This window comes from Desulfosudis oleivorans Hxd3 (assembly GCF_000018405.1).
GTDB lineage: Bacteria > Desulfobacterota > Desulfobacteria > Desulfobacterales > Desulfosudaceae > Desulfosudis > Desulfosudis oleivorans.
This window is the reverse complement of the sequence record NC_009943.1, coordinates 2,469,022-2,493,788: the sequence shown is the minus strand read 5'-3', so window position 1 is coordinate 2,493,788 and position 24,767 is coordinate 2,469,022. Positions and strand designations below refer to the sequence as shown.

Below are 24,767 nucleotides of genomic sequence, written 5' to 3'. Positions count from 1 at the left end.
GGTCGCGGGTGGCACCGGCAGCTTGCCTAGCGGGTGTTGTGCGGGTGGCACCGGCAGCTCGTCTGCCGGTGTGCGAAGCACTGGAGGGGATAAGAAGTAAGGGTTTATCCGGAACAGCCGGACATGTTTGTCATTCCGGGCTTGACCCGGAGTCCAGTGCGGCCGGTCGGGAAGGCAGGAAGGGCGATTGAGAATGGCAGAAAAATCATTGTCCCTGTCGAAATCGCTATCGCTATCGAAATCGGTATCGATACGTTTTTGTTCTGACGGCAATTCGATCCCGATCCCGATCCCGATTTCGATTTGGATTATAAGGCGGAGTCTGTAAACGTCATGCGGATGGATGCGGCATATAACACCATTGCCGGATTTGTGCGGGGGATGCCCTTTCTATCTTCTGCGGACGGCCGCCTGATTGCCACATCCGCTCCGGGCCTGGCCGATACGCTTTATGAATATGACGAATTGGGCAACATGGTCCGCTCCGGTCTGGATGTCAATGCCAACGGCGTTCTGGATGACGGGTCGTCAGACCGTATTCAGGAAAGCACCACCCAGTACACCAGTGACGGCGCCGACTGGTGGCAGGAAACCACCGGCAAAATTTTTGCCGTCACCGGCAGCAGTACCCCCACCACCACGGGCATTCAAAAAACCCGGCTCACCGGCCTGGGCACAAACGGCCTTGTCAATGAGACCGTTTCTACTGACATTAACGGCAACCAGACGACAGCCCGGACCGTTATCGACCCTGCCACCAAAACTGTAACGCAGACCGTGGACTACCCGGATGCATCCTTTAACGAAATTACTGTCACGACAAACGGGTTGTTGCAATCCCGGCAGAGCAAAACCGGGGTGACCACCACCTTCTCGTATGACGGCCTGGGCCGACGTACAGGGGCCACCGATTCCCGCACCGGCACCACTGTTACCCATTACAACAGCCTGGGCCAGGTGGATTATGTGGAAGATGCCGCAGGCAGTCGGACTACTTTTACCTATGATGCAGCCGGCCGCCGGACAACAGAGACCAATGCTCTTGGCAAAACCATCCGCTACGCCTACAACAGCCTCGGGCAACTGGCGTATAAATGGGGCAGCGCGGTCGAGCCGGTAAAGTTTGTGTATGACGCTTACGGCCAGATGACCCAGATGCACATGTACCGCAACGGCTCTGGCTGGGACGGGGCAGAGTGGCCATCAGGTTCCACCGGAGATCCAGATATCACCACCTGGACCTATCAGCCGTCCACCGGCCTGCTCACCGCCAAGACCGATGATGAGGCCAAATCCACGGCCTACACCTATACTGCTGCCAACCGGCTGGCTACCCGCACCTGGGCACGGGATAACGGCACCCTTGTCACCACCTACACCTATGATCTGAATACCGGGGAACTCACGGGTATTGATTATTCTGACACCACCCCGGATGTGGCCTATGCCTACACCCGGGCCGGGCAGGTGTATACCGTGGACGATGTTGTGGGCACGCGCACCTTTGCCTATAATAGTGCCCTGCAACCTGTCACAGAAACCATCGACGGCGCTTCCGGCGGGCTGTACAGCAAAACCATCACCCGCACATACGAGACCTCCGGCGTGGTGGGCCGGCCCACCGGGTTGAGCCTTACAGGCTACAGCGTGGCCTATGGGTATGAGCCTTCCACCGGCCGGTTTGCAGGCGTCACCTGGAACACCGGGGCCGGAGAAAAGACGGCCACCTATGCGTATGTGGCCGACTCTGATTTTGTCGACACCCTGACCATGGAGAATCTGGTCACGGATTTTGTCTATGAGCCGAACCGGGACCTCAAAACCCAGGTCAGGCACACGTTTGGTGGGGCCGATATTGCCCAATATGATTATACCTACACCGCCCTTGGCCAGCGCAAGACCATGGACCTGACCCCGGACCTGCCGGATACCCTGGTCGAGGCTACCACCACCTATACGCCCGATAATTTAAACCAGTACGATGCCATTGAAACTGGCGGCGTAACAGATAACCCGGTCTATGATGATGACGGCAACCTTACCCACCAGCAGGGCATGGTTTATGCCTGGAACGGGGAAAATCGCCTCATCTCCGTGGAACCCGAGACCCCGACCGAAGGAAATACCAAACTGGCCTTTGTGTACGACTACATGGGCCGAAGGGTGAAGAAGTCTGTCTATACATTCAGCGCCGGCAGCTACCAGCTGTCAGCTGCCAGCTTATTTGTCTATGACGGGTGGAACCTGATCCAGGAGCTGGATGGAACCGGTGCGGTGCAAAAGTCCTATGTGTGGGGCCTTGACCTCTCCCAGAGCCTGCAAGGAGCCGGTGGCGTGGGCGGCCTGCTGGCCATGACCGACGGGGTGAATACTTACCTCTACTGCCATGATGCCAACGGCAACGTGGGCCGCATGGTGAGCGCGGCAGATGGAACGGTTGCGGCAGCTTATGAATATGCCCCGTTTGGCGGGCTGATTCATAAGAGCGGGGCCATGGCGGATGAAAATGTGTTTCGGTTCTCGACGAAGTATTTTGATGGGGAGAGTGGGCTGTATTATTACGGATACCGGTATTATGAGCCGGAGATGGGGAGGTGGATGTCGAGGGATCCGTTGGGGGAAGAGGGCGGATATAATTTGTATGGGTTTGTGGGGAATGATGCTGTTAATGATTATGATCCCTATGGGCTTCGTAGCATAAATTCATACAAAGAAGAGTTTATGAGTATGTTACTACTAGACATGAAACGTAAGTATTATAATACATATATCGGTCCTGGTTTTTCCGATTCCTTAAAAAGTAGGGCGATCCTCTTTTGTGCTGCTGGCATTGATTTTGATGATACGATATGGGGATTTGCAAAAATGGGAGTTAAAGCCGTAGTTAATGCTATTAGCTCTACTACTAAACCATTTGTAGAATACACCCTTAAAAAAGCAAGAGGTATATTGCAAAAACAGACCGCGAATAAAGCGAGGGGTTTTATCTATAATACTGTAATAATAAAGAAATATACGAAAAGTGAATCTGATTGCAAATGCAATATGACTGTAAAATACTATTCAGATTGGGATGTATTTACTGTGAATATAAAAGGGAAGGTTGGAAAAACTGTTTACGAGTATGGGGAAACTGAATGTGATTGTTCAGAAGAATTTGACTATAATTTTGATGGGATAACTACATGGGAAGAGGGATTTTTTAATACAGAATATATTAACAATGTTAATATATCAATAGGAGCGAAATAATAATGATATTTATACGAAGAGGGATTTGTTATTTAAGCTGTTTTATAATATTAGGTCATGGTCTGAATGGATGCAATAGCTCTTCTCAAAATAAGTTTGATCAAGTTCAAGAGCTATATGAAAAACCACAACTAGTTAAATCGAATAAAAATAACTTTTTATTTTCTGAGAACTTTATAATAATGAATGACTTAAAAGTATTATTACCTGTTGGTTATTCCCTATATAAGCCAGTAAGTAGGAATAATGATTGTAATAATTCAATATCAAATATTTGGTATACTGAAATAATTAGCCCAGAGAAAAAAATTATAATTTGTGAGTATAATAAGGATATCGTTAAGAATTATAAAAGTCATTTAGCCCAACGTTTAAATTTTGGCGGTACATCTGAGTTTGAGGAATTTCATCTTAAATTCGGGAGTGACTTTGAGTTGTTTAATACTATATTTAATCTTACTCCTAGAGATTTACAAAATAGTAACAGTAAAGATAAATTAAAAGTTTATGAGATATTTTTGCAAGAGAAGGAAGCGTATATAATACCTTATAATATTAATGAATTATTAACAACATATATTAGAAGTTTTGTTTTCACTTTAAGGAGAATGAACGGACCTTTTACACAGGCTTTTATTTTTGATTTAAATGGTACATTTAAAGGTAAGCTCACTGTTAAAGGAGAAAATGCAGAAAATTATGAATACCATTATTGGGAAGAAACATTATACAAACTTTTAATGGGAATACAGGTTAAAAGTTGAGGGTGCGCCGCGGGTGGCACCGGCAGCTCGTCTGCCGGTGTGCGAAGCACTGGAGGGGATAAGAAGTAAGGGTTTATCCGGAACAGCCGGACATGTTTGTCATTCCGGGCTTGACCCGGAGTCCAGTGCGGCCGGTCGGGAAGGCAGGAAGGGCGATTGAGAATGGCAGAAAAATCATTGTCCCTGTCGAAATCGCTATCGCTATCGAAATCGGTATCGATACGTTTTTGTTCTGACGGCAATTCGATCCCGATCCCGATCCCGATTTCGATTTGGATTATAAGGCGGAGTCTGTAAACGTCATGCGGATGGATGCGGCATATAACACCATTGCCGGATTTGTGCGGGGGATGCCCTTTCTATCTTCTGCGGACGGCCGCCTGATCGCCACATCCGCTCCGGGCCTGGCCGATACGCTTTATGAATATGACGAGTTGGGCAACATGGTCCGCTCCGGTCTGGATGTTAATGATAACGGCGTGCTGGATGACGGATCGTCAGACCGCATTCAGGAAAGTGTCACTCAATACTCCAACGACGGCACCGACTGGTGGCAGGAAACCACCGGCAAAATTTTTGCCGTCACCGGCAGCAGCACCCCCACCACCACGGGCATTCAAAAAACCAGGCTCACCGGCCTGGGCGCAAACGGCCTTGTCAATGAGACCGTTTCTACTGACATTAACGGCAACCAGACCGTTGCCCGGACCGTTATCGACCCTGCCACCCAAACTGTAACGCAGACAGTGGACTACCCGGATGCATCCTTTAACGAAGTTACTGTCACGACAAACGGACTGCTGCAATCCCGGCAGAGCAAAACCGGTGTGACCACCACCTTTTCCTGCGATGGACTGGGCCGCCGGACCGGGGCCACCGATTCCCGCACCGGCACCACTGTTACCCATTACAACAGCCTGGGCCAGGTGGATTATGTGGAAGATGCCGCAGGCAACCGGACTACATTCATTTATGATGCAGCCGGCCGCCGTGAAACAGAGACCAATGTCCGGGGCAAAACCATCCGCTACGCCTACAACAGCCTCGGACAACTGACGTATAAATGGGGCAGCGCGGCCGAACCGGTAAAGTTTGTGTATGACGCTTACGGCCAGATGATCCAGATGCACATGTTCCGCAACGGCTCTGGTTGGGACGGGACAGAGTGGCCATCAGGTTCCACCGGAGATCCAGATATCACCACCTGGACCTATCAGCCGTCCACCGGCCTGCTCACTGCCAAGACCGATGATGAGGCCAAATCCACGGCCTACACCTACACCGCCGCCAACCGGCTGGCTACCCGCACCTGGGCACGGGATAACGGCACCCTTGTCACCACCTACACCTATGATCTGAATACCGGGGAACTCACGGGCATTGATTATTCTGACACCACCCCGGACGTGGCCTATGCCTACACCCGGGCCGGGCAGGTGTATACCGTGGACGATGTTGTGGGCACGCGCACCTTTGCCTATAATAGTGCCCTGCAACCCGTCACAGAAACCATAGACGGCGCTTCCGGCGGGCTTTACAGCAAAACCATTACCCGCACCTACGAGACCTCCGGCGTGGTTGGCCGGCCCACCGGGTTGAGCCTTACAGGCTACAGCGTGGCCTATGGGTATGAACCTTCCACGGGCCGGTTTAGCGGCGTTGCCTGGAACACCGGGGCCGGAGAAAAGACGGCCACCTATGCGTATGTTGCAGACTCTGACCTTGTCGACACCCTGACAATGGAGAATCTGGTCACGGATTTTGCCCATGAGCCGAACCGGGACCTCAAAACCCAGGTTAAGCATACCCACAACGGCACAGGAGTGGTGCAGTATGATTATACTCACGACAGCCTTGGCCGGCGCAAGACCATGGACCTGACCCCGGACCTGCCGGATACCCTGGTCGAGGCAAATACCACCTACACGCCAAATAATTTAAACCAGTATGATGCCATTGAAAAAGGCGGCGTCACCGACAACCCGGTCTATGACGATGACGGCAACCTTACCCACCAGCAGGGCATGGTTTATGCCTGGAACGGAGAAAACCGCCTCATCTCCGTGACGCCCGCCACTCCGGTGGACGGAGATAAAAAAGTGGAGTTTGTCTACGACTACATGGGCCGAAGAGTGAAAAAGACTGTCTATACATTCAGCGCCGGCAGCTACCAGCTGTCAGCTGCCAGCTTATTTGTCTATGACGGGTGGAACCTGATCCAGGAGCTGGATGGCGCCGGAGCTGTGACAAAGTCCTATGTGTGGGGACTTGACCTTTCTCAGAGCGTGCAGGGTGCAGGAGGGGTAGGGGGCCTGCTGGCCATGACCGACGGGGTGAATACATATCTGTATTGCTTTGATGCCAACGGCAATGTGGGGCGCATGGTCAATGCCGCGGACGGCACCGTGGCAGCGGCTTATGAATACTCGCCGTTTGGCGGGCTGATTCATAAAAGCGGGGTTATGGCGGATGAGAATGTGTTTCGGTTCAGCACAAAATATTGGGATGGGGAGAGTGGGCTGTATTACTACGGATACCGGTATTATGAGCCGGAGATGGGGAGGTGGGTGAGTAGGGATCCGTTGGAGGAGGAGGGCGGATTTAATTTGTATGGGTTTGTGGGGAATGATCCTATTAATATAATCGATCCCAAAGGACTGGTGGGCATAGGTGGTGGTGCCTATTATGGGGTTGGTGCAGAGGCATCTTATAGCAGTACAACGTGTTGCCAGAGGAATATATTATTCAAAGTTAAAGTGCTAACTATCTGTGGAGGAGGAGGGATTGGCCTTAAAGGAACACCTCCTGTTGGCGTTACGGGTGGTGGTATTTCATCTAGATCTGGATGTCCGCGAACTCGATACTATTTCAAACATGAAAATACTCTTATTGCACGTTCGGTAAATGTCCAAGGTGATAGTAAAGGACCATCTGCTGGGATCGATGTTGGTGTTTATGGTGTATCCACCACTTGGGTTTTTTGTTCGGATACGGTTGTATCCAAAAAGAAAATAGGATGTTGTAATGATTGAAAACTGATTTTATTTACTTATAGTGTTTTGATAGGAGACCTATGAAAAGAAAAATTAAAATTATTTTTGCCTGTTGGGGAACAGTCGTTGGTATCGCAATAGTTAGTAGCATGCTTCTAATATTATTTGGAATGGAAGAAAAAATTGAAGTATTCTTTTATTTGCATTTTTCTGTTGGTGCTGTAATTGTATTTATTCTTTTTTGGCCTTTCTACTCGAAAAGAATGAAGTGATTACGGGCGTCGGTTCGGCGCCTGGGTCGGACCACGGTAACAAATTGAAATATCAATAATTTTTCAACAAAAAGCGGGGTAAAAACAGGCTTAAAAGGGCCTTTTCGGGGGTAAAAAGGCGGTTGTAAGATTCAGCAAAGCACTTTTTAAAATAAGGAATAAATTTTTCTATGTACTTTTCTTTGGCGCAAAGAGAAGTACCAAAAGAATCATTGCCCGGCAGCTTGGATTTTGGTTGCGCTGCAACGGGCAGGGGCAACCGTGGTTGTCCGGTTGAATGAAGCACCGGTATGTGAATCTTGCTCTTGCTCGTAATCGTCTTTTTGTTCCGATCAAGAGCACGAGTAAGAGCAAGAGTAAGAAACCGCAGGGAGGGAGCCTGTAAGCGGCATGCAGATGAATGCGGCATATAGCGACATTGTCGGTAATTTGGCCTTCGGCCAGATGACCCAGATGCACATGTTCCGCAACGGCTCTGGCTGGGATGGGACAGAGTGGCCATCAGGTTCCACCGGCGATCCAGATATCACCACATGGACCTATCAGCCGTCCACCGGCCTGCTCACTGCCAAGACCGATGATGAGGCCAAATCCACGGCCTACACCTACACCGCTGCCAACCGGCTGGCTACCCGCACCTGGGCACGGGATAACAGCACCCTTGTCACCACCTATGCCTATGATCTGAATACCGGGGAACTCACTGGCATTGATTATTCTGGCACCACGCCGGATGTGGCCTATGCCTACACCCGGGCCGGGCAGATGTATACCGTGGACGATGTTGTGGGCACGCGCACCTTTGCCTATAACAGTGCCCTGCAACCCGTCACAGAAACCATCGACGGCGCTTCCGGCGGGCTGTACAGCAAAACCATCACCCGCACATACGAGACCTCCGGCGTGGTGGGCCGGCCCACCGGGTTGAGCCTTACAGGCTACAGCGTGGCCTATGGGTATGAGCCTTCCACCGGCCGGTTTGCAGGCGTCACCTGGAACACCGGGGCCGGAGAAAAGACGGCCACCTATGCGTATGTGGCCGACTCTGATTTTGTCGACACCCTGACCATGGAGAATCTGGTCACGGATTTTGTCTATGAGCCGAACCGGGACCTCAAAACCCAGGTCAGGCACACGTTTGGTGGGGCCGATATTGCCCAATATGATTATACCTACACCGCCCTTGGCCAGCGCAAGACCATGGACCTGACCCCGGACCTGCCGGATACCCTGGTCGAGGCTACCACCACCTATACGCCCGATAATTTAAACCAGTACGATGCCATTGAAACTGGCGGCGTAACAGATAACCCGGTCTATGATGATGACGGCAACCTTACCCACCAGCAGGGCATGGTTTATACCTGGAACGCGGAAAACCGCCTCATCTCCGTGGAACCCAAAACCCCGGCGGAAGGGGATAAAAAAGTTGAGTTTGCCTACGACTACATGGGCCGAAGGGTGAAGAAGTTCGTCTATACATTCAGCGCCGGCAGCTACCAGCTGTCAGCTGCCAGCTTATTTGTCTATGACGGGTGGAACCTGATCCAGGAACTGGACGGCGCCGGAGCTGTGACAAAGTCCTATGTGTGGGGACTTGACCTCTCCCAATCCCTGCAAGAGGCTGGCGGCGTGGGCGGCCTGCTTTCCATGACCGACGGGGTGAATACTTACCTCTACTGCCATGATGCCAACGGCAATGTGGGGCGCATGGTCAATGCAGCGGACGGCACCGTGGCAGCGGCTTATGAATACTCGCCGTTTGGCGGGCTGATTCATAAGAGCGGGACTATGGCGGAGGAGAATGTGTTCCGGTTTAGCACAAAATATTATGATACCGAGACCGGGCTGTATTACTACGGATACCGGTATTATGAGCCGGAGATGGGGAGGTGGGTGAGTAGGGATCCGATTCAGGAAAATGGTGGCCATAATCTTTATGCCTTTGTCTGGAATAACAGTATAGATTTTATTGATTTGTTGGGCAGACAAGGACGTTATAGTGGACCAGACGGTTATTTGAATCAGTATTCCAGAGATTTAAGTGTAAACGGAGGAATTCCCAAAGGTATCGATAAGCCCAGTTCCATTTTTTATGGATTATCAGTAGAAATACCATCAATATCGTCGTCTGTAAAAATGTCATATGTAATTGCAAAAGGACCGACGCCTGCTGCCCTTTTTTGGTGGAAATTGACTGCAAACTGTTCAGGTGAAACTTTCTGTTGTAAAAACCAAAAAACTGGGAACACTGAACAATGGGGAAAAGTATCTGTATCCTTGGATCTTTCTGTTGGTGTCGAAGCAAGTATGCCAACTTCAGGTTTTAAAGCAGATGGTGGGATAAAGATATCTGGAATGTCCACTTGCCCTGCAGAAGGCGTAGGTGCTAAAGCAACTGTTGTAGGGTATTTTATTGGTGGCGCAGGTATTTATTGGTCGAGCAGTCAGTTACAACTTACTTTTCCAATTTATCCAGAATTTAAAGAGCCTCAATTTGATTGGAGTTTGAGTACCAACGCAGGGAATAATATCGAATTAATTCTTAAAGCGGGGGTAAAGGGAAGCCTGGAAGTCTATGGGCCTGTTGGTAATATGTATAAAGTTATTTAATGAAACAGTATTGAAAGACACAATTAAGATGAAGAAAACATTAATAATTGCAGTTTTAATCGGACTAATTCTATTTTTGTCGTGTCTCAACAAAAATAGGCATAACAATAATCATAATTATGCTTTGTTCATAGGAACAAACCCAAATAATTTTGAGGATGATTCTTCAGCAGCTGCATCAGGAAAAAACATTAAAGGTGGTTTAATGCTATATATAAATAAAAATCCGATTCATTATTATACAGGGTACGGGGAGGTAATCTCTATTAATGAATGGATAAAACCAAAGAATAATAGTTATTCTATAAAAGGTTTTTCCTCAGAAAATATATATCTTAAAATTGCAAAAATTAATCATAATAATCAAAAAATCAGTGTTATAGATAAAAAGTATATAGGCTCTGGTGATATTGAAGAAACAGGATTTTTTTCATCTGACATTAACTATCTACTACCCTTTTTTATGGCAACAATTAATGATAATGAAAAAACAAAGAACGATATAAAAGAAATACTTTTTAATTTAAAAATGATTCTTGAGACAAAAAAATCACGCGAATTATATGATCTATTGTTAGCAGGCCCTGATTTATGGCAGCCTATGGCATATAATAATAATTGGTTCGAATTAAAAAATAATTATATAAAACGAATTCATACTCAATATTATTTGCAGGGAAAACAAAAAATCGAATTTGATATAAATAATTTAAAAATGATTTTAGGAGAAAATGTTGTTTATGTATATTCTGGAAGCTATAAAAATGAAATATTCAAAAGTCATTATTTATTCAAGGTTAAAGGCGAGAAAGAGGTTATATATACACCGGTTATAAAATTTGTGAGATACAAAAGTAAGTGGATTGTATGGGAAGGAACCTGATTGAAATATTCGCGGGTGGTACTGGCAACTCTTCTACTAGTGTGCGAAACAAAAAGAGAATATAGAAAAACAAAGTAATATTTTTTTAATTCTATGTACTTTTCTTTGACGCAAAGAAAAGTACCAAAAGAAACATTGCCCGGCAGCTTGGATTTTGGTTGCACTGCAACGGGCAGGGGCAACCGTGGTTGTCCGGTTGAATGAAGCGCCGGTATGTGAATCGTGCTCTTGCTCGTACGTGTGCTCGTAATCGTCTTTTTGTTTCGATCAAGAGCACGAGTAAGAGCAAGATTAAGAAACCGCAGGGAGGGAGCCTGTCGAGCGGCAGTGATGAAGGGGGATTGCCTCGTTGTCACGCTGCCGCGTGACGCCTCGCAATGACGAAGGGTGCGGCAGGGCGTGACGAGTAAGAGTAAGGCAGGGAATTGGTCAGTACGTGTTTTTAAAAATAAAGGGGTTGGACAGAACATAATTTACAGCGCAGGCTCCTTCCGAAAATTATCGCTATTTCTGAAAGGAGACTGTACGGGGGAATCCGGTGCGAAATACGACATCCAGAACAATCGGCGTGGTTTTCTTTCTGCTGGTCCTGTTGCTGGGGACCACATTCTCTTTTGCGGGCGTAACCTATTATACTTATGACGACCGGGGACGGGTGGTAAAAGCAGAGTATGACGAGGGGTTTGCCGTCTATTATGCCTATGACGCCGCCGGCAACCGCCTGTTGATGGAAAATTTTTTCGACGCCGACCTGGACGGTCTGTCCGACTCCCTGGAGAGTGCCGGCTGCACCGATCCCAATGACGCGGACACCGATGATGACGGCATTGTCGATGGTATTGAAGACGCCAACCGAAACGGCGTGGTGGACCCCGGAGAAACCGATCCCTGCAACCCGGACACCGACGGCGACGGCATACAGGACGGCTCTGAACAGGGCTACACCCTGGATGACATTCATCCGGACACTGACACCAATGTATTTCAACCCGATCTGGATTCTTCCACTACCACCGATCCGCTGAACAGCGACACGGACAATGACAGGATTTCGGACGGAAACGAGGACGCCAACCACAACGGCAGAATCGATGCCGGCGAATTGGACCCCAACAACCCGTGCACCACCGTTTCTTCTGACGACTCGCTTCAGGACAAAATCAATGCCGCATCGGACGGCGATGAGCTGGTTGTGGCCGATGGCACTTATGGGAGTGTCAGCTTCAACGGTAAAAAAATCGTGGTCCGGTCGTTGAACGGCCCTGAAAACTGCTTCATCGACGGGCAGGAGACCACCCGGGCCGTTGTGTTCAACTCCGGCGAGGATGAGCAGACCATTCTTTCAGGCTTTACCATTACCGGCGGTCTGGCAGCTGGAGAGGGGGGCGGTATCCTGTGCGACGGGGCGTCACCGATTATTTACAACTGTATCATTCAGGATTGCCAGGCGACTAACGGCGGCGGCATGGCCGCGATCAACGGGGCCGCACCAACGGTGATCGAGTGCCGGATCGAAAGCAACACGGCGTCGGGTTATGGCGGCGGCATCTACTGCGCCGACGCGTCGGGCCCGGGCATGGCCTTGGATGGATGTACCCTGATGGACAACTTCGCGGCAAAGGGTGGCGGCGTATACCATACCGCGGCCGCGGCCGGTACGCTGCTTCTGTCCAACTGTGTGATCGCCAAAAACAGCAGCACGTATGCCGTGGCCGACACCGCCTATGCGGGATCCGGCGTGCATGACGACGTTGCCGCGGCCCTGACCACAATTATCAACTGCACCATTGCCGACAACACCGGCGCCAGGGGAACGGCATACGATTACGCGGCGTATCTGAACGGCGGCACCGATATTCTCAGGAACACCATCCTGTGGAGCGGTGTTTCAACGACGCATCACCTGTACGGCCCTGCGGCGGCCAATGTTTCCTATTGTCTTATCCAGGGTGGCGGATATGCCGCCAGCCCGGCGGTATTGAACACGGATCCGCTGTTTGTGAACGCGGCCGAAGACGATTACCATCTGCAGGAGACATCTCCGTGCATCGACGCGGGCACGGCCACAAGCGCGCCTCTTTTTGATATAGACGGTGATGACCGGCCCATGGGCTGGTACGACATGGGCGCGGATGAAAGCCCCGTGACAAGGGGCACGGTGATTCAGCAGCTTATCGATCAGGCGGCGCCGGGAAGCACGGTGGTTGTCCCCGATGGGACCTATGTTCTGAACGGGGCCGGCAACATCGAACTGAGGGGCAAAAACATCACGTTGCGGTCCGAAAGCAACGATCCGTCGCGGTGCATTATTGACCTGGGCGAGTTGACCGGCGGGTTCTACATTCACCAGGGTGAGGGCCATGATACGGTAATTTCCGGCTTTACCATTCAAAACGGGGCCACCGGCGGCAGCGGCGGCGGGATCCTGTGCGACGGCGCCTCGCCGACCATCACGAACTGTGTTATCAGGGACTGCGACGCAGTCTACGGCGGGGCCATTGCGACAATCAACGGTGCGGCACCGGTGGTCACCGATTGTGACCTTCTTGACAACACCGCGACCGGCACCGGCAGCGGCGGCGGCATTCACTGCATCAACGCCTCAGGAACGGGAATGAGGGTCGAGACATGCGTCATCAGGGGCAACAGCGGCTATTACGGCGGTGGCGTTACCCATGCGGGAACCAGTAAGCTCTCTTTGATCAACTGTCTGATCGCGGAAAACGTCAGTCGGTACAGCGCCGGCAACACCACGCGCATCGGCTCCGGCGTGTATGACCCCAACGAGGATGCTTTAACCTCCCTTCTCAACTGCACGGTCACGGCCAATCACGGCAGCAGGACCGGGTCTTACGCCAAATATGATTATGGCGTATGTTGTAAGAATGATTCTGCTGGAATTGATACCATCAAGAACAGCATTATCTGTGGCAACACCACAACACAGGTGTATGCTCTTCCCTATACCATGGCCAGTTACAGCCTGATTCAGATGCAGGACGGTTACAAAGGTTTTGGCAATATAAATGCCGACCCGGTGTTTGTGGATGCGGCCAACGGTGATTATCACCTGGACGATACATCGCCATGCATCGACGCAGCCATGGCCACCGGCGCGCCATTGACCGACCTGGACGGTGAGGCCCGGCCCGTTGGTCTTTATGATATCGGCGCCTATGAGTCCGGCGTGGACCGGGATTCCATTCAGCGGGCCATTGCCGAGGCCATAGACGGTGATGTCGTCATTATCCCGGACGACACGTATACGCTGGGCGGCAACATGAACATCGACCTGATGGGCAAGGCCATCACTCTGCGGTCCGCAAGCAACGATCCGGCTCAGTGTATTCTTGACCTGGGAGGCCTGGGCAACGGTTTTTATATTTTCCAGGGCGAAGGCAGCGGTACGGTGATTTCCGGCTTTACCATCAGAAACGGATATACCAGTGGCAACGGCGGTGGAATCCTTTGTAACGGTGCTTCGCCGATCATTGAAAACTGTATTATCGAAAATTGTACCGCAGGCGCTAACGGCGGCGGTATTGCAGCGGTGAATGGTGCCCACCCCATGATTGTCAATTGTACAATAGTTGATAATAAGGCAAAAGAGAGTGTCGATTACGGGGGCGGAGGTATCTACTGTTCCGGCGCTGTAGACCCGGGCATGAAGGTTGACGGATGCACCCTTTTGTACAACAGGGCCTATGACGGCGGCGGCGTGTTTCATACCGGCACCAGCAAACTGTTTTTAACCAACTGCGTGATCGCACGAAATAGAAGCACTCATAGTGCCGCCAGCTACCGATCCGGTTCCGGCGTACATGACCGGCTGGGCAGTAGGAATGCCAAGACCAGCATTATCAACTGCACCATCAGCCATAATACCGGAAGCAGGGGACCGACATCCACGAGAGATTATGGTGTTCATCTTTATTCCAGCGGAGCTGTTGTCAAAAACAGCATCATCTGGGGGAACAGCACCGACCAGTTGTATAACCCCGAGGCCAATGATGTTTCGTACTGCCTGATCGAGGGCGGCTACAGCACCAGCACCGGCATTCTGGATGCGGACCCGTTGTTTGTGGACGGCCCCGGGGATAATTATCATCTGCAGGCCACATCGCCGTGTATCGATTCGGGTACAGCCACCGACGCGCCTTCTTTTGACATTGACGGCGATGTAAGGCCCCTGGGCCTGGGATTTGATATCGGCGCGGATGAGGTTGTTCCAACCTGCACGGTTTACGAGGATGCGGAAGACGTGGAGACCTCAGGCTGGGAGATTTATGATAACGACCCGACCGGCGCCACGGTCGCCAACGTGGATGAAGGCGAGACCCGGGCTATTGGTCTTTCCGGCGACGGCACGGCCAACGGGTATCGCCTGCGCCTGGCTGACGGCAGTAAATGGAACAACACAGGGCAGTTTCTTGCCCGGTGGCGCATGAACTACAACGAATGGTTCACCGTCTATTTTGACTGCGACACCACCGAAGGCCACCGCTATCTGGCCTACAGCCCGGCCAATCAGGACAACCTTGGTACCGGAGAATACGTGCACCACGGCCTGGGCTCGTCTGCCCGCGGCGGTACATGGCAGACCTTTAGCCGTAACCTGGCCGCTGACCTTAAGGATGCCCAGCCGGGCAACACCCTGCTGGCGGTCAATGGCTTTTTGATCCGGGGCAGTGGCAGGGTAGACGACATCACCCTGTGGCTGGACACGGATGAAGACCACTTGAGCGACTGGGAAGAAACAACCGCCTGCGGCACCGACCCGGCGGCCCCCGATTCTGACGGTGACGGCCTCATGGATGGTGAGGAAGTCTATTTCTGGATGACCGACCCCACCAACAGTGATTCTGACGGAGACGGCAATGATGACGGGGTAGAGGTGCTTTTGGGCTTTGATCCGGCAAATCCAGATTCCAATCCTGCTTTCACGGTTTACGAAGATGCGGAAGACGGGGAGACCTCAGGATGGGGTGTTTACGATAACGACCCAACCGGCGCCACGGTCGCCAACGTGGATGAAGGCGAGACCCGGGCCATTGATCTTTCCGGCGACGGCACGGCCAACGGGTATCGTCTGCGCCTGGCCGACGGCAGTAAATGGAACAACACAGGACAATTCCTTGCCCGGTGGCGAATAAACTACAACGAGTGGTTCACTGTCTATTTTGACTGCGACACCACCGATGGCCACCGCTATCTGACTTACAACCCGGCCAACCAGGACAACCTGGGCGACGGAGAATACGTGCACCACGGCCTGGGCTCGTCTGCCCGCGGCGGCACATGGCAGACCTTTAGCCGCAACCTGGCCGCTGACCTTAAGGACGCCCAGCCGGGCAGCACCTTGCTGGCGGTCAACGGCTTTTTGATCCGGGGCAGCGGCAGGGTAGACGACATCACCCTGTGGCTGGACACGGATGAAGATCACTTAAGCGACTGGGAAGAAACAACCGCCTGCGGCACCGACCCGGCGGCTCCCGATTCTGACGGTGACGGCCTCATGGATGGTGAGGAAGTGTATGACTGGATGACAGACCCCGCCAACAGCGATTCTGACGGAGACGGCACTGATGACGGGGTAGAGGTGCTTTTGGGCTTTGATCCGGCAAATCCAGATTCCAATCCTGTTTTCACGGTTTATGAAGATGCGGAAGACGGGGAGACCTCAGGCTGGGGTGTTTACGATAACGACCCAACCGGCGCCACGGTCGCCAACGTGGATGAAGGCGAGACCCGGGCTATTGATCTTTTCGGAGACGGCACGGCCAACGGGTATCGCCTGCGCCTGGCCGACGGCAGTAAATGGAACAACCAGACCCAGTTCGTGGCCCAGTGGAACATGTGCTACAGTGAATGGTTTACTGTCTATTTTGACTGCGAAACCGACTGGGGCCATCGTTATATTTATTACAATCCTTCCAGTAACGATCTGCTGGGAATCGGAGAATATGTCCACTTCGGCCTGGGTCCGGAGGCAAACACCGGCAACTGGTATACTTTTACGCGAAGCCTGGCTGCCGATCTGCATAAGGCCCAGCCCGGCAACACTCTGCTGGAAGTCAACGGCTTCCTGATCCGGGGCAGCGGCAGGGTAGATAATATCAGGCTGCTGGCAGAGGTGCCGGACCGGATCGTTTACGAAGACGCCGAAGACGGTGCAACTCCTGGCTGGGCCGTTTATGACAACGATCCCGCCGGCGCCGCTATCCTGAATGTTGACGACAACGGTGATCGGGTCATTCAGTTTGCCGGAGACGGCACAGCCAACGGGTATCGTCTGCGAACGCTGGGTGGTGGTACCAAATGGCAAAACACCACCCATTTTATCGCCCGGTGGGACATGAACTACAATGAATGGTTTACCGTCTATTTTGACTGTGAAACCACCGGCGGGCACCGGTATCTTACCTACAACCCGGCCAGCAATGATAACCTGGGCACCGGAGAATATGTGTACCACGGCCTGGGATCGTCTGCCTGTGACGGCACATGGCAAACCTTTATGCGGGACCTGGAGGCGGATCTTAATGAGGCCCAGCCGGATAACAGCCTGCTGGAGGTCAATGGCTTCCTGATCCGGGGCAGCGGGATGGTGGATGATATTTCATTGAACCGGTAACCTGCGAACCGGAGGCGCATAAAAGCCCGGCCCGCCCTGGTAAGTGGGCGGGCCGGGCTTTTAACCATGGCCATGGGATTGCGTTAATCCTGTTTACGGAGTTTCTTCTTGAAAACCAGACACACCGTCATCCTGCTGGCGCTGATTTTGCTGTCAGTCATTGCCCTTTTTTTTCTTACCACCGGCAGAAACGAAACACCTCCATCGGTCTCTTATTCTCAAACAGAACCCGGACCCATGCAGCTCCAAAACATCCCCAATTCTGAGTTCCGGCCGGCCCGGACACCTGTGCCGGTGACAGAAGACGAAGGGCCGGAAGAGATCGTCATCTGTAACCCGGGAGACACACAAATCTGTCAGTGCAGAGACGGGCAACCCGGCAAACAGACCTGTAACGCAACCGGCACTGTCTGGTCCGCCTGTCGATGCGACCCCTCGGCCGAACCCGCAGAAAAATTCCCCGGCGCCGGTTTGGACTGCACCCCCGGCGACATCCGTCCCTGTTACTGCAATAGCGGCTTCCCCGGCACCCGGATGTGCATGCCCGATGGGACCACCTGGACAGACTGTGAATGCCAAAACCTGGAAGACGGGCCCCTCAAAGACCAGGGCCCTATGGAAGATTGACAGGCCGGGCAGGTGGTGGTTACCATCTGCCCGGCCGGAACTGTTTTGATCAGATCATGCCGTCGGCGACAGGATGGCGCTTGAGATAGGCCAGGCGGTTTAATCCGTTGATGTAGGCCTTGACGCTGGCAATGATGATATCCGGGTCCGCGCCCCGGCCCAGGGCCACCAGGCCCTGCTCCTTCAGGCGCACGGTCACCTCGCCCTGGGCGTCGGTGCCGCCGGTAAGGGCGCTGATGGTAAACCGCAGCATCTCGGATTCGGTTTTGGTGAGCTTGGCAATGGCCCGGTATGCCGCGTCAATGGGACCGTTGCCCGAGCTTTCGCCCTTCACCGATTTTCCATTGATAACCATTTTCACGCTGGCCACGGGCGACACCGTGGTGCCGCTGGTCACGTGCAGGTATTCCAGCTGGAACAGGTCGGCGGTGTCCATGATGTTTTCAGAGACCAGGATTTCCAGGTCCTCTTCCACGATGTTTTTCTTTCGGTCGGCCAGTTCCTTGAATTTGACAAAAACCGTGTCGATCTCCGGGGGGGAAAGGTTGTAACCGATCTCTTTCAGGCGGTCGTACAGGGCCTTTCTGCCCGAGTGCTTGCCCAGCACCAGAGTACTGCTGCTCACGCCTACGTCTTCGGGCCGCATGATCTCGTAGGTCATGGGGTTTTTCAGCATGCCGTCCTGGTGAATGCCCGCCTCGTGGGCAAAGGCGTTGGCCCCCACGATGGCCTTGTTGGGCTGGACGATCATGCCGGTGAGCATGCTCACCAGCTTGCTGGTGGGGTAGATCTTGGCGGTGTCGATGGTGGAGATCAGCGGAAAAGAGCTGGCCCGGGTGCGGATGGCCATCACTACCTCCTCCATGGAGGTGTTGCCGGCCCTTTCGCCGATGCCGTTGATGGTCACCTCGGCCTGCCGGGCGCCCGCGGCCAGGGCCGCCAGGGTGTTGGCCGTGGCCAGCCCCAGATCGTTGTGGCAATGGACACTGATAACGGCCTTGTGAATATTGGGGGTGTGCTGCCTCACGTATTTGACCAGGTCGGCGAACTCGCTGGGAATGGCGTATCCAACGGTATCGGGAATATTGATGGTGGTGGCGCCGGCGGAGATGGCGGCTTCAAACAGCTTGCACAGAAAGACCCTGTCGCTGCGGGAGGCGTCTTCGGCGGAAAACTCCACGTCATCGGTAAAGGTCCTGGCATAACGGACCCCGGCAATGGCGTGCTCCACAACGGTGTCCCTGGGCATGCGCAGCTTGTGCTCCATGTGAATGTCCGAGCTGGCGATAAACACGTGAATCCGGGGGTGCCTGGCACCGGAGACCGCGGCCCATGCCTTGTCGATATCATCCTTGTTGGTGCGGGCAAGACCGGCCACCGCACTTCGTGACAGCTTCTGGGCCACCTGGGAGACCGCTTCCATGTCCCCCTTGGAGGCGGCCGGAAACCCCGCCTCAATCACGTCCACCCCCAGCTCTTCCAGCCGGGAGGCAATGCGCAGCTTTTCCGCCACGTTCATGCTGGCGCCGGGCGACTGTTCGCCGTCTCTCAAGGTCGTGTCGAATATGATCAGTTTTTCCGTCATGGCGATCTCTAGTCCTGTTTTTTCTTTTTCTTGTTCAGTTCCTTGGAAAGTTTGTACTGGCAGCTGTCGGCAAGGGCCTCCCAGCTGGCCTCGATGATGTCTTCCGACACGCCGATGGTGCCCCACACCTCGTCTTCGTCCCTGGAGTCGATCAGCACCCGGACCTTGGCCGATGTGCCGTCCCGTCCGTCCAGGACCCGCACCTTGAAGTCCACCAGCTGCATGGCGTCCAGGCCCAAAGAATCGGGATAGAACTCGGCGATGGCCATTCGCAGGGCCGTGTCCAGGGCGCTCACCGGGCCGTCTCCCTCTGCGGCGGTGGTGGTCTCCAACTCTCCCACCCCCAGCCGTATGGTCGCGTGGGCCGTGCAGGGCCGGTCTTTCTCTTTTTCCACTGTCACCCGGAAGGAGAGCAGATCAAAAAGGGGGGTATACAGGCCGGAAATCTTTTCCATCACGATCTTGAAGGAGCCGTCCGCCGCGTCGAACTGGAATCCTTCTAACTCCAGCATCTTGACTTCGGACAGGATGCGGTCCACGTCAAAATGTTCGGTGTCGGTATTGATGCCCAGTTCCCTGGCCTTGTAGGTGACGTTGCTTCGGCCCGACAGGTCGGATATCAGGACCCGCCGCTTGTTGCCCACCAGTTCCGGGTCCATGTGCTCGTAGGCCCGGGGGTTTTTCATGATGGCGCTGACATGAAGGCCGCCCTTGTGGGAGAAGGCGCTTTTGCCCACAAAGGGCCGGCTGTTGACCGGTGTCATGTTGGCGGTTTCGCTGACAAACCGGGACACCTTCCGCAGTTTTTTAAGATTTTCCGGTGTGATGCAGTCATATTCCATTTTTGCGGCAAGAATCGGGATAATGGAGGTGAGGTCGGCGTTGCCGCACCGCTCCCCATAGCCGTTGATGGTGCCCTGGACGATTCGTGCCCCGGCCCGTATTGCGGCAATGCTGTTGGCCACGGCCAGGTTACTGTCATTATGAGTGTGAATGCCGACTTGCACGGTGGAGCCGCCGTCCGGACCGGGAAACCGGTCCGCCAGTGTGGTGCATACCTCGGCGGTGATGGCCTCCACGTCGTGGGGCAGGGCGCCGCCGTTGGTGTCGCACAGGATCACGGCGTCGGCCCCTGCCTGGGCCGCGGTCAGAATCGCTTTGAAGGTGTACTCCCTGTTGTGGGTACAGCCGTCGAAAAAGTGCTCGGCGTCAAAGAACACCTCACGGCCGTGGGACTTGACGTAGGCCACCGAGTCGTGAATCATCTCCAGGTTGCTTTCAAGTGTGTTGCTCATCACTTCGGTGATATGCAGATCCCATGTCTTTCCCACCAGGGCCACGGCAGGCGCCCCGCATTCCAGCAGCAGCCGAATGTTATCGTCTTTTTCCACGGCCAGGCCGGCCCGCCGGGTGGATCCAAAGGCGGTGAGCCGGGCGTTTTTGAAGTCGATCTTCGCGGCCTTTTCAAAAAACTGGACATCCCTGGGATTGGATCCCGGCCATCCGCCCTCGATGTAATGAACACCAAGGTCGTCCAGTTGACGGGCGACGCGGATCTTTTCATCCACCGTAAAGTTGATGGTGTCGCCCTGCATACCGTCCCGCAGGGTTGTGTCGTATATGCGTACCTGTTCCATGACTCATTCCCACCTTCCATGGTACGTCGATGCCGAATGCCGCTACCCGACGAACGGGCGGCACGCAGCGTCGATCACGGGGACATCACCCGCCAAAAGAGGCCAATAGCCGATTTTAGCGGGTCTGTCCCCGTTATCGTCCATTTTTTTGCGACAGACCGGACGGGTGGCTGTTTGCGGGAAATTATTTTTTCTTTTTCCGGTTTTCCGGACGCAGGGCCCGCACCGCGGCCCCGGCCTGCCACATTTCCGAGTTTTTGATGGTGTCCAGTTCCTTGCGCAGCTTTTCCAAATAGTTGGGCGCGCTGTTGACCTTGAGCACCCGCCGGGTCTCGGCGCCGTTTTTCACGCGCCGGTAAAGCGAATCAAATACCGGGGCCACCGCGTCGCGGAACTTGGGTGCCCAGTCCAGGGCGCCGCGCTGGGCCGTGGTGCTGCAGTTGGCAAACATCCAGTCCATGCCGTTTTCCGCCACCAGCCGGATCAGGCTCTGGGTCAGTTCTTCCACGGTCTCGTTGAATGCTTCGCTGGGGGAGTGGCCGTGTTTGCGCAGCACGTTGTATTGGGCCTCCATGGTGCCGGCCAGGCAGCCCATGAGCACGCCGCGCTCGCCGGTCAGGTCGCTGAACACCTCTTTTTCAAACGTGGTGGGGAAAAGGTAGCCCGATCCGATGGCAATGCCCAGGGCGATGGTGCGCTCCTCGGCCCGGCCGGTGGCGTCCTGGAACACGGCATAGCTGGAGTTGATGCCGCTGCCGTCCTTGAAGTTCCGCCGCACATTGGTGCCCGATCCCTTGGGCGCCACCAGGATGACATCCACGTTTTTGGGCGGAACAATGCCGGTCTGGTCCTTGTAGACAATGCCGAAACCGTGGGAGAAATAGAGGGCGTCGCCTTTTTTCAGGCACTTTTTCACCTTGGGCCACACCGCCACCTGGCCGGCGTCGGACAGCAGCATCTTGATGATGGTGCCTTTTTTCGCCGCCTCTTCAATGGGAAAGAGGGTCTTGCCCGGCACAAACCCGTCGGCTATGGCTTTTTCCCAGTAGGCGTCGCCTTCCAGCTGGCCGATGATCACCTCAAATCCGTTGTCCTTCAGGTTCAGGGCCTGGGCCGGGCCCTGGACCCCGTATCCCAGGACGGTGATCACTTCGTTTTTCAGCACCTCCCGTGCCTTTTTCAGGGTAAACTCCTCGGAGGTGACCACGTTTTCCTCTACTCCGCCAAAATTGATTGTCGGCATTTTACCTCTCCTTTACGATTGTTGAGTTGATGTATATGCTATTTACCTTTGCTGTTGGCGTCCCGCTGCAGGGCGATGGGGCCGGTGCGGGCGATCTCCTTGATGCCCAGGGGTTTTAACAGCATCAGAAAGGCCGCAAGCTTCTCCTCGCTGCCGGTGGCCTCGATCATGTAGTTCTCGGCCCCCACATCCACCACCTTGCCCCGGAAGATGTCCACGATGCGCAGGATCTCGGCCCGGTTTTCCGGCTTGGCCCGCACCTGGATCAGGATCAGCTCCCGCTGCACGTACTGGGTGCCGGTGAGATCAATCACCTTGATCACGTTGATCAGCTTGTTGAGCTGCTTCTGAATCTGCTCCACAATGGCCTCGTCGCCGATGGTGACCATGGTCAGCCGGGAGATCCCCGGATCGGTAGTGGTCGCCACGCAGAGGCTTTCGATGTTGTAGCCCCGGCCGCTGAACAGGCCGGCAATGCGCGACAGCACGCCGGGCTGGTTGTCCACGAGAATGGAAAGAATGTGTTTGGTTCCGTTCATGAGCGTGTCCTTTGGTTATACAAGGATCATGTTGGTAATGGGAGAGCCGGCCGGCACCATGGGATAGACGTTTTCTTCTTTTTCCACCACAAAGTCCATGATCACCGGTTTGGGCGTTGCCAGGGCCTTTTTAATCACCTTCGCCACCTCGCTGGGTTTGGTGGCCCGTAGGCCCACCGCACCGTAGGCCTCGGCCAGCTTGACAAAGTCCGGGGCCGCGGCCATGTCGGTCCAGGCATAGCGCCGGTCGTAGAACAGCTCCTGCCACTGGCGCACCATGCCGAGGAATCCGTTGTTGAGAATGGCGATTTTCACCGGCAGGTTGTGGCTCACCGCTGTCATCATCTCCTGAATGTTCATCTGAATGCTGCCGTCGCCGGCAATATCAATGACCACTTTGTCCGGGGCCGCCACCTGGGCGCCCACGGCCGCGGGCAGGCCGAACCCCATCACGCCCAGTCCGCCGGAGGTGATGAACTGGCCGGGCCAGGTATAATGGTAATACTGGGCCGCCCACATCTGGTTCTGGCCCACCTCGGTGGTGATGATGGCCTGGCCCTTTGTCAGTTCATAAAGCTGTTCCACCACGTACTGGGGTTTGATCACATCCGTCTGGGTGTAGGCCAGGGGCTTGGTTTTTTTCCAGTCCGCAATCTGTTTGGCCCAGGCGGTCCGCTCTTTTTTGACCTTGTCGCTCAGCAGGTCTTTGTCCTCATCAGCCATTTTATTGAGCCGGGCCATGGCCGCTTTGCAGTCGCCCACGATGGGAATGGCCACCCTCACGTTTTTCTGAATGGAGGTGGGGTCGATGTCGATATGCACAATGGTGGCGTTGGCCGCAAACTCGCTGGTCTTGCCGGTAACCCGGTCATCAAACCGCACCCCCACCGCGATGAGAAGGTCGCATGAGGAAAGGGACAGGTTGGCCCGGTAGGTGCCGTGCATGCCCGGCATGCCCAGCCACAGGTCGTCGGTGGCCGGAAAGGCGCCCAGACCCATCAGCGTCGAGGTGACCGGAATGCGGGCTTTTTTTGCAAACCGGGTCAGTTCTTTGGCCGCGCCGGAAAAGATGATGCCCCCGCCGGAAAAGATCACCGGCTTTTTGGCGGTTTTCACCAGGTCGATCACCTTTTTCAGCTGTTTGACGTTGGGCTCGTAGGTCGGGTTGTAAGACTTGAGCGCCATCGGCTTCGGCGGCTCATAGGTGGTCTTTGCGTTGATCACGTCCTTGGGCATGTCGATCAGCACCGGTCCCGGCCGGCCGGAACGGGCGATGTAAAAGGCCTCCCGAATGACCCCGGCCAGGTCTTTGACATCCTTGACCAGGTAGTTGTGCTTGGTGCAGGGCCGGGAGATGCCCACGATATCCACCTCCTGAAAGGCGTCGTTGCCGATCAGGGGCGTTGGCACCTGGCCGGTGAAAATCACCACCGGAATGGAGTCGCAGTAGGCAGAAGCAATGCCGGTGATGGTGTTGGTGGCACCGGGGCCGGAGGTGACCAGGCAGACCCCGGTTTTGCCGGAGACCCGGGCATAGGCGTCGGCCGCGTGAACGGCCCCCTGTTCCTGGCGGACCAGGATATGTGCAAAATCGGTGTTGAGCAGCTCGTTATAAACATCCAGCACCGCGCCGCCGGGATAGCCGAAGATGGTCTCCACCTTCTCTTCCTTGAGCACCTTCATCATGATCTGCGCGCCTGTGAATTGCATACCAGGTCTTCCTTT

14 protein-coding genes are annotated in these 24,767 nt (G+C 53.9%); 8 read left to right on the top strand and 6 right to left on the bottom strand.

Annotated elements, in window-relative coordinates; translation table 11 throughout:
• Positions 1-333: 333 nt before the first annotated feature.
• The 4 genes from DOLE_RS10530 to DOLE_RS10515 all read left to right on the top strand — a co-directional run bounded on the left by DOLE_RS10530 (position 334) and on the right by DOLE_RS10515 (position 7,281).
• On the top strand, positions 334-3,252 hold the full coding sequence (locus DOLE_RS10530) for an RHS repeat-associated core domain-containing protein (RefSeq protein WP_012175464.1): 2,919 nt from the start codon (positions 334-336) through the stop codon (positions 3,250-3,252).
• Positions 3,253-3,254: 2 nt separating this feature from the next.
• Positions 3,255-4,016, top strand: a complete 762-nt coding sequence (locus DOLE_RS10525) for a hypothetical protein (protein ID WP_012175463.1) — start codon at positions 3,255-3,257, stop codon at positions 4,014-4,016.
• Positions 4,017-4,318: 302 nt separating this feature from the next.
• Positions 4,319-7,048, top strand: coding sequence for an RHS repeat-associated core domain-containing protein (locus tag DOLE_RS10520; protein WP_012175462.1), 2,730 nt, complete (start codon positions 4,319-4,321; stop codon positions 7,046-7,048).
• 41 nt (positions 7,049-7,089) lie between these two features.
• Positions 7,090-7,281 (top strand): hypothetical protein, encoded by a 192-nt coding sequence (locus tag DOLE_RS10515; protein ID WP_041280503.1) that lies wholly within the window; start codon positions 7,090-7,092, stop codon positions 7,279-7,281.
• Positions 7,282-7,333: 52 nt separating this feature from the next.
• Here DOLE_RS10515 and DOLE_RS10510 read toward each other — a convergent pair whose 3' ends face one another.
• A complete protein-coding gene (locus DOLE_RS10510) occupies positions 7,334-7,540 on the bottom strand; it encodes a hypothetical protein (protein WP_041280502.1) in 207 nt (68 codons plus the stop codon).
• A gap of 131 nt (positions 7,541-7,671) precedes the next feature.
• On the opposite strand from DOLE_RS10510, the gene DOLE_RS10505 reads away from it, so the two are divergent.
• The 4 genes from DOLE_RS10505 (at position 7,672) to DOLE_RS10490 (ending at position 18,038) form a co-directional block, all read left to right on the top strand.
• The gene (locus tag DOLE_RS10505; protein ID WP_012175461.1) at positions 7,672-9,894 is read left to right on the top strand and encodes an RHS repeat domain-containing protein; all 2,223 of its coding nucleotides are present in this window, start codon (positions 7,672-7,674) and stop codon (positions 9,892-9,894) included.
• Between the two features lie 10 nt (positions 9,895-9,904).
• On the top strand, positions 9,905-10,777 hold the full coding sequence (locus tag DOLE_RS10500; RefSeq protein ID WP_153304411.1) for a hypothetical protein: 873 nt from the start codon (positions 9,905-9,907) through the stop codon (positions 10,775-10,777).
• Positions 10,778-11,315: 538 nt separating this feature from the next.
• Positions 11,316-17,411 carry a choice-of-anchor Q domain-containing protein gene (locus tag DOLE_RS10495; RefSeq protein ID WP_012175459.1) on the top strand — a complete coding sequence of 2,032 codons (6,096 nt, stop codon included), beginning with the start codon at positions 11,316-11,318 and terminating at the stop codon, positions 17,409-17,411.
• Positions 17,412-17,519: 108 nt separating this feature from the next.
• Positions 17,520-18,038 carry a hypothetical protein gene (locus DOLE_RS10490; RefSeq protein ID WP_012175458.1) on the top strand — a complete coding sequence of 173 codons (519 nt, stop codon included), beginning with the start codon at positions 17,520-17,522 and terminating at the stop codon, positions 18,036-18,038.
• A 49-nt stretch (positions 18,039-18,087) separates the two neighbouring features.
• Here DOLE_RS10490 and DOLE_RS10485 read toward each other — a convergent pair whose 3' ends face one another.
• The 5 genes from DOLE_RS10485 to ilvB all read right to left on the bottom strand — a co-directional run bounded on the left by DOLE_RS10485 (position 18,088) and on the right by ilvB (position 24,752).
• Positions 18,088-19,623: a 2-isopropylmalate synthase gene (locus DOLE_RS10485; RefSeq protein WP_012175457.1), complete on the bottom strand. Its 1,536-nt coding sequence runs from the start codon at positions 19,621-19,623 to the stop codon at positions 18,088-18,090.
• A gap of 8 nt (positions 19,624-19,631) precedes the next feature.
• The gene (gene cimA / locus DOLE_RS10480) at positions 19,632-21,260 is read right to left on the bottom strand and encodes a citramalate synthase (RefSeq protein ID WP_012175456.1); all 1,629 of its coding nucleotides are present in this window, start codon (positions 21,258-21,260) and stop codon (positions 19,632-19,634) included.
• A gap of 184 nt (positions 21,261-21,444) precedes the next feature.
• Positions 21,445-22,503 (bottom strand): ketol-acid reductoisomerase, encoded by a 1,059-nt coding sequence (gene ilvC / locus DOLE_RS10475; RefSeq protein WP_012175455.1) that lies wholly within the window; start codon positions 22,501-22,503, stop codon positions 21,445-21,447.
• 38 nt (positions 22,504-22,541) lie between these two features.
• On the bottom strand, positions 22,542-23,042 hold the full coding sequence (ilvN, locus tag DOLE_RS10470) for an acetolactate synthase small subunit (protein WP_012175454.1): 501 nt from the start codon (positions 23,040-23,042) through the stop codon (positions 22,542-22,544).
• Positions 23,043-23,057: 15 nt separating this feature from the next.
• Complete coding sequence (gene ilvB / locus DOLE_RS10465) at positions 23,058-24,752, bottom strand: biosynthetic-type acetolactate synthase large subunit (RefSeq protein WP_012175453.1); 1,695 nt, start codon at positions 24,750-24,752, stop codon at positions 23,058-23,060.
• Positions 24,753-24,767: the final 15 nt, after the last annotated feature.

What these genes read in the sequence shown, in the direction of transcription:
- DOLE_RS10530 (WP_012175464.1), top strand. Translation starts at nt 334, where the DNA reads ATGCGGATGGATGCGGCATATAACACCATTGCCGGATTTGTGCGGGGG.
- DOLE_RS10525 (WP_012175463.1), top strand. Translation starts at nt 3,255, where the DNA reads ATGATATTTATACGAAGAGGGATTTGTTATTTAAGCTGTTTTATAATA.
- DOLE_RS10520 (WP_012175462.1), top strand. Translation starts at nt 4,319, where the DNA reads ATGCGGATGGATGCGGCATATAACACCATTGCCGGATTTGTGCGGGGG.
- DOLE_RS10515 (WP_041280503.1), top strand. Translation starts at nt 7,090, where the DNA reads ATGAAAAGAAAAATTAAAATTATTTTTGCCTGTTGGGGAACAGTCGTT.
- DOLE_RS10505 (WP_012175461.1), top strand. Translation starts at nt 7,672, where the DNA reads ATGCAGATGAATGCGGCATATAGCGACATTGTCGGTAATTTGGCCTTC.
- DOLE_RS10485 (WP_012175457.1), bottom strand. Translation starts at nt 19,623, where the DNA reads ATGACGGAAAAACTGATCATATTCGACACGACCTTGAGAGACGGCGAA.
- cimA (WP_012175456.1), bottom strand. Translation starts at nt 21,260, where the DNA reads ATGGAACAGGTACGCATATACGACACAACCCTGCGGGACGGTATGCAG.
- ilvC (WP_012175455.1), bottom strand. Translation starts at nt 22,503, where the DNA reads ATGCCGACAATCAATTTTGGCGGAGTAGAGGAAAACGTGGTCACCTCC.
- ilvN (WP_012175454.1), bottom strand. Translation starts at nt 23,042, where the DNA reads ATGAACGGAACCAAACACATTCTTTCCATTCTCGTGGACAACCAGCCC.
- ilvB (WP_012175453.1), bottom strand. Translation starts at nt 24,752, where the DNA reads ATGCAATTCACAGGCGCGCAGATCATGATGAAGGTGCTCAAGGAAGAG.